General features: G+C 50.4%; 6 protein-coding genes. All 6 read left to right on the top strand.

What is annotated here, in order from left to right; all coding sequences use genetic code 11:
* Positions 1 to 359 precede the first annotated feature (359 nt).
* The 6 genes from argJ (at position 360) to ACTQ1O_RS12970 (ending at position 6,151) form a co-directional block, all read left to right on the top strand.
* Positions 360 to 1,583: a bifunctional glutamate N-acetyltransferase/amino-acid acetyltransferase ArgJ gene (gene argJ / locus ACTQ1O_RS12995; protein ID WP_441487622.1), complete on the top strand. Its 1,224-nt coding sequence runs from the start codon at positions 360 to 362 to the stop codon at positions 1,581 to 1,583.
* 26 nt (positions 1,584 to 1,609) lie between these two features.
* Entirely contained in the window at positions 1,610 to 2,503 is an 894-nt protein-coding gene (argB, locus tag ACTQ1O_RS12990; RefSeq protein ID WP_441475946.1) for an acetylglutamate kinase, read from the top strand.
* The gene (locus ACTQ1O_RS12985; RefSeq protein ID WP_441487621.1) at positions 2,493 to 3,680 is read left to right on the top strand and encodes an aspartate aminotransferase family protein; all 1,188 of its coding nucleotides are present in this window, start codon (positions 2,493 to 2,495) and stop codon (positions 3,678 to 3,680) included. Before argB ends, ACTQ1O_RS12985 begins: the two co-directional genes overlap by 11 nt.
* A gap of 136 nt (positions 3,681 to 3,816) precedes the next feature.
* Positions 3,817 to 4,626, top strand: a complete 810-nt coding sequence (locus ACTQ1O_RS12980; protein ID WP_441487620.1) for a helix-hairpin-helix domain-containing protein — start codon at positions 3,817 to 3,819, stop codon at positions 4,624 to 4,626.
* A gap of 30 nt (positions 4,627 to 4,656) precedes the next feature.
* The gene (locus tag ACTQ1O_RS12975; RefSeq protein WP_441487619.1) at positions 4,657 to 5,346 is read left to right on the top strand and encodes a response regulator transcription factor; all 690 of its coding nucleotides are present in this window, start codon (positions 4,657 to 4,659) and stop codon (positions 5,344 to 5,346) included.
* A 163-nt stretch (positions 5,347 to 5,509) separates the two neighbouring features.
* Entirely contained in the window at positions 5,510 to 6,151 is a 642-nt protein-coding gene (locus ACTQ1O_RS12970) for a hypothetical protein (protein ID WP_441487618.1), read from the top strand.
* Positions 6,152 to 6,154 lie beyond the last annotated feature (3 nt).

The raw sequence follows: 6,154 nt of genomic DNA, 5'->3' as shown, positions 1-6,154 counted from the left end.
TGCGTTTTCGAAGCGTGTCGTGTATAAGCTACGGATTGCTCCGTGCTTCGCACTCTCGCAATCCTACAGGCATGAGCGTTTTCGCCGTGTTTCACACGGCTTCACGCTCATACCTGTTGCCTTCGAAATCGCATACAGTCTCTTACGCGCGCTTCGCGTGCGACGAGCCTGTTTGCGTTTTCGAAGAGCTTATACACGAATATACATCACTGATGTATGAAATGCAAGGGAAAAATGCATTTAGTTGAAATAATATGCATATATTGTAAATGTAATGCATATTTATACATAATTCACTCTTTACATATCCGAAAAAGAAGTTTATTCTTAACAGAGAATCGACAAGGAGGAGGTTTTATATGAATATCGGACATGATGGTGTGACAGCCGCTATGGGATTTAAGGCTGCGGGCGGACACACTGGCATTAAAAAGGGAAATACAAAGGATATGGCGATGATTTACAGTATTGTGCCCTGTGTTGTTGCGGGTACTTTTACGACGAATCTTGTCAAGGCGGCTCCGGTGAAATGGGATCAGCATGTGGTGCATGACAGTAAGAGCGCACAGGCGGTTGTGGTCAACAGCGGAATCGCAAATGCGGCTACGGGTGCACAGGGCTATGAGGCCTGTCGGAAAACGGCTGAGGCAGCATCAAGAGAGCTTGATATTCCTGTGGACTCGGTGCTGATCGGTTCGACCGGAGTGATCGGAGCGCAGATCCCGGTAGATGTCATTGAAAAGGGAATCCATCTTCTTGCTCCGATGCTGGACAATTCCCGGGAAGCGGCTTCTATTGCGGCACAGTCCATCATGACCACGGATACGCATCCGAAGGAGGTATCGGTGCAGATTGAACTGGGCGGAAAAACAGTGACCATCGGCGGAATGTGCAAGGGAGCAGGCATGATTCATCCAAACATGTGCACGATGCTTTCTTTTCTCACCACGGATGCGGTGATTTCCGGGACGATGCTTCAGGAAGCCCTGTCAACGGTGGTGAAGGATACTTACAATATGATCTCGGTCGATGGAGACACCTCTACGAACGACACCTGCGTGATCATGGCGAACGGCCTTGCCGGGAATCCGGATATCACCTCCCGGGGAGAGGATTATGACAGATTTGTTGAGGCTCTTTTTGCGGTGAACCGCGAACTTGCGAAGATGATTGCGGGCGACGGAGAGGGAGCAACCAGACTTTTCGAAGTAAAGGTTGTGCATGCAAAGACGAAGGATCAGGCTGTAACATTGGCGAAATCGATTGTCACATCAAACCTTACGAAGGCGGCAATCTACGGAAGAGATGCAAACTGGGGCAGAATCCTCTGCGCAATGGGATATTCGGGTGCAAAATTTGATCCGGAGAATGTGGATCTTTATTTTGAAAGCAAAGCCGGCAGGATTAAAATCGTAGAGAACAGCGTTTCGACGGGCTACAGCGAGGATGAGGCGACAAAGATCCTCTCTGAGGATGCGGTAACGTGTATTGCAGACGTCAAGATGGGAAGTGAGGAGGCGACAGCCTGGGGCTGTGACCTCACCTATGATTATATTAAGATCAACGCAGATTACAGATCCTGATTTCTGCATGGCTCCGGAGGTGAAAGATGGTTAATCAGAAATATTTAGACAAGGCGGAGGTTCTCATCGAGGCACTCCCTTATATTCAGAGATTCAACCGCAAGATTATAGTGGTTAAATACGGCGGAAGCGCGATGATCGACGATGAGCTGAAGAAAAATGTCATCAAAGATGTGGTTCTTCTGAAGCTGGTCGGATTCAAACCGATTATCGTTCATGGCGGCGGAAAGGAAATTTCAAGGTGGGTCGGAAAGGTTGGCATGCAGCCGAGGTTTGTCAACGGACTGCGCGTGACGGATGAGGATACCATGGAAATCGCCGAAATGGTTCTGAACAAGGTGAATAAGGAACTGGTGAGTATGGTTGAGAGCCTTGGCGTAAAGGCTGTAGGAATCAGCGGAAAGGACGGAGGACTTCTTCAGGTTGAAAAGAAATATTCCGACGGTGAGGATATCGGCTACGTGGGTGATATTCGCAAGGTGGATCCAAAGGTTCTGAACGATCTTCTGGAAAAGGACTTTCTCCCGATTGTCTGTCCGGTTGGCGCCGACGACGAGTATCATTCCTATAATATTAATGCTGATGATGCGGCCAGCGCAATTGCGGAAGCGGTGAATGCGGAGAAGCTGGCGTTCCTCAGTGATATTGAGGGCGTATATTATGACAAGGATGACCCGTCCACACTCATCTCTCTTCTCACGATCGATGAAGCGAAGAGCCTGATGGAGAGCGGCCATGTGGCGGGAGGAATGATCCCGAAGCTTCAGAATTGCATCAATGCTATCAATAACGGAGTAAACCGGGTGCATATTCTGGATGGAAGAATTCCGCATTGTCTGCTGCTGGAAATCTTTACAAACAAGGGTATCGGCACCGCAATTCTGAGAAATGAAGAGGAAAAATTTAATCATGAAGACTGAAGAAATCATGCAGGAAACCGATCAATATGTTCTTCACACGTACAACCGTTTTCCGGTTGTATTCGAAAGAGGTGAGGGGGTTCATCTCTATGACACGGATGGGAAAAAATATCTGGATTTTGCGGCAGGCATCGCTGTTTTCGGCCTCGGATACGGAAACCGGGAATACAATGACGCACTGAAGGACCAGATCGACCATATTATTCATACCTCCAATCTGTATTACAATGTTCCGATGGCGGAGGCAGCGAGAAAAGTAGCGCAGTCCTGCGGCATGAGCAAGGTATTTTTCACAAACTCCGGAACGGAGGCAATCGAGGGCGCGATTAAAGCTGCTAGAAAGTATGCATGGCTCAGAGACGGGAGTTCGGATCATGAAATCATTGCCATGGAGCATTCCTTCCATGGCAGGAGTCTGGGCGCACTCTCCGTCACCGGAAATACCTCCTATCAGGAGCCGTTCAAGCCGCTGATCGGCGGAATTCGCTTTGCCAGATTCAATGACCTCAAGAGCGTTGAAGAAAGCATCAACGGAAAGACCTGTGCGGTTATCATGGAAACCGTGCAGGGTGAGGGGGGCATCTATCCGGCCAAAAAGGAGTTCCTTGAGGGAGTTCGGAAGCTTTGCGATGAGCATGATATTCTGCTGATTCTGGATGAGATTCAATGTGGAATGGGGCGTACCGGCAATCTATGGGCATGGCAGGAATTCGGCGTACAGCCGGATATCATGACCTGTGCCAAGGCGCTTGGCTGCGGAGTTCCTGTCGGCTGCTTTGTGCTGAACGAGAAGGCGGCATCCCGGTCTCTGGTACCGGGCGACCATGGCAGCACTTATGGAGGGAATCCTCTTGCGACGCGTGCGGTCAGCACGGTATTTGATCTGTTCGAGAAAAATCACATTGTCGAACATGTGAGAAAACTGACTCCATATCTGGAACAGCAGCTTGACGCACTTGTAGACAGATATGATTTTCTCTCGGCGCGCCGCGGCAGGGGATTTATGCAGGGGCTTGTTGTGACAGGAAGACCGGTGGGTGAAATCGTCGGAAACGCCTTGAAGAACGGGCTTGTGGTTATCTCAGCGGGATCGGATGTGATCCGTCTGGTTCCTCCGCTGATCATCGAGAAGGAAGATATTGATGAAATGATCCGGAGACTGGAAGCCTCGTTTTAAGCTTCTGAATCTTTCGTGAAAGTCTTGTTCTGAGTCTTTACCCTTGTAATTGTTACAAAAATTCGCTACAATATTTATGGTCGGGTATCTCTTTATCGGAAACATTCAGGAAATGACGATGATCGGAGAGATACAAATGATAAATAAAATCAGAAAGCGGATCCGCAATGCTTCCGTGCTGCTTTTTGTCGCGTTTACAGCCGCGGCTCTTCTATCAGGCTGTGGAGAGGATGAGGGCATCTATCGATACGGGTCTGCTGTTCTTGAATCTTCAAATGGCCGGGTAGAGGGCTTATCTTCGCGGGAGGATGCTTCCGGCGAAGCGCCCGCCACAGGTGAGGCGGAAAATACTTCCGCCAAAGCGGCTGCCGCACGTGAAGCGGGTGATGCTTCCGGCGAAGCGCCCGCTGCAAAAGCAGGAGATGCTTCCGGTGAATCACCCGCTGCAGGAGAGGAGAATGGCGCACCGGAGACGACATGTTATGTATATGTCTGCGGAGCAGTAAACGCGCCGGGGGTCTATGAACTGCCGGCAGGAAGCCGTGTGTACGAGGCGATTGCGATGGCCGGCGGAATGACCGGAGAAGCAGACGGACGAAGCCTGAATCAGGCGGCACAGGTCGCTGACGGTCAGCAGATCACCGTGTATACGAGAGAAGAGACAGAGAAACTTCAGAAGAACGGCAGCAGCGCCGCAATGGCAGGACAGGCTGGAGAGTCGGAAGGCAATCTGTCTTCAGGAGAATCCGGGAAGGCAAAGGTAAATATCAACACGGCCGGCAGGGAAGAACTGATGACACTGCATGGAATCGGTGCTGCGCGGGCAGACGCGATTCTGTCGTACCGCGAGGAGCATGGGACTTTTTCCAGAATCGAAGACATTATGAATGTCGAGGGAATCAAGGAAAAGGCTTTTGCGAAGATTCGGGACGATATTGTGGTATGAGGATGTACATTTAGAGGCAGGGGTCTGGAGATGGCAAATAAGGTTCTGGTAGTTGACGATGAAAAGCTTATCGTAAAGGGTATCCGGTTTTCGCTGGAACAGGACGGGTATGAGGTGTCCTGCGCCTACGATGGAGAGGAGGCACTCAGTCTGGCGAAGGAGAATGATTATGACATCATACTTCTGGACCTGATGCTTCCGAAAATGAGCGGCCTTGAGGTCTGTCAGCAGATTCGGGAGTTTTCCAATGTTCCGATTATCATGCTCACCGCGAAGGGTGAGGATATGGACAAGATCATGGGATTGGAATACGGAGCCGACGACTACATCACGAAGCCGTTTAATATTCTTGAGGTTAAGGCCAGAATCAAGGCAATCCTCCGGAGAACGAGAAAAACGGAAAAGACCGAGGAGAAGACAAAGATCATTCAGGCAGGGGATCTGCGGCTTGACATTGACAGCCGCCGGGTCTTTATCGGAGACCGGGAGGTCAATCTGACCGCGAAGGAATTCGATGTACTGCAGCTTCTTGCTTTTAATCCGAACAAGGTTTACAGCCGGGATAATCTTCTGAATATCGTGTGGGGATATGAGTATCCGGGCGATGTCAGGACGGTGGACGTCCATATCCGGCGGCTTCGCGAGAAGATTGAGGACAATCCATCCGAACCCCGGTACGTTCACACAAAGTGGGGAGTCGGCTATTATTTTCAGGCATAAAATTTATGGACAGACCTGCTTTCCACGGGCAGGCGGCAGAAGTAAAGTTCCCACCGTTGGCAGAGGTTAACGGTGGGACTTTCTGTCAGAGTGCGGCATCCTTGTGGAAGATGCGGCGCGGCTTTGCTATAATAGCATTCAGCAGTTATTGGAGGAGAAACGAATGACTGGAAGGAAACGAGTCTTTAACAACCGACCGCTCAGGATCATCATGGCAATTCTGATCGCTGTGATGCTTATACTTTTTATCCGTTATATGGCATCTCCCTCTGGCAGAAACAGCTCTCCGGAGAACAGAGAGGCGGTACAGAGCACATCGGCGTCAGCATCTGCCGGAACAGAGGACGCAGCGGCATCTTCTGAGAGCAGTCAGGCCATCCTGCAGGCAGTGGCTGCGGACTCCTCTGATTCTTCTTCCGGAGGCGGAACAGCGGGATCCGGAGAAACGGTGCAGACATCTTCTGCTGCATCATCCGCTTCTTTGTCTTCCGATGGTAATTCTGACAGGGATTCCTCCGGAGAGAGTGCGGAGTCATCATCTTCTTCCTCGGACAGCGGGACGGACGATTCTGCCGTAAAGGGAGATACTGCAGTGCTTTCCGACGGGAACGGCAATACGGTGACGGTTACCTATGACAGCGGAGTTGCGTGGTACGATGAGAATCAGAATGTATATTCTCCGTTGGGATCCGGGAACTGGATGGATGAATCGGGAAATATTTATACGGAGGAAGGCAGCTCGAATACTTCCGGCAACACAGCGGGAGGCGGAAACGGGATTAATCTTGTGCAGAACAGAGGTTGATAT

The sequence above is a fragment of the Bilifractor sp. LCP21S3_A7 genome (assembly GCF_052118825.1).
Lineage (GTDB): Bacteria > Bacillota > Clostridia > Lachnospirales > Lachnospiraceae > Bilifractor.
This window is presented reverse-complemented; position numbering and strand designations above follow the sequence as displayed.

What these genes read in the sequence shown, in the direction of transcription:
- ACTQ1O_RS12970 (WP_441487618.1), top strand. Translation starts at nt 5,510, where the DNA reads ATGACTGGAAGGAAACGAGTCTTTAACAACCGACCGCTCAGGATCATC.
- ACTQ1O_RS12985 (WP_441487621.1), top strand. Translation starts at nt 2,493, where the DNA reads ATGAAGACTGAAGAAATCATGCAGGAAACCGATCAATATGTTCTTCAC.
- ACTQ1O_RS12980 (WP_441487620.1), top strand. Translation starts at nt 3,817, where the DNA reads ATGATAAATAAAATCAGAAAGCGGATCCGCAATGCTTCCGTGCTGCTT.
- argB (WP_441475946.1), top strand. Translation starts at nt 1,610, where the DNA reads ATGGTTAATCAGAAATATTTAGACAAGGCGGAGGTTCTCATCGAGGCA.
- ACTQ1O_RS12975 (WP_441487619.1), top strand. Translation starts at nt 4,657, where the DNA reads ATGGCAAATAAGGTTCTGGTAGTTGACGATGAAAAGCTTATCGTAAAG.
- argJ (WP_441487622.1), top strand. Translation starts at nt 360, where the DNA reads ATGAATATCGGACATGATGGTGTGACAGCCGCTATGGGATTTAAGGCT.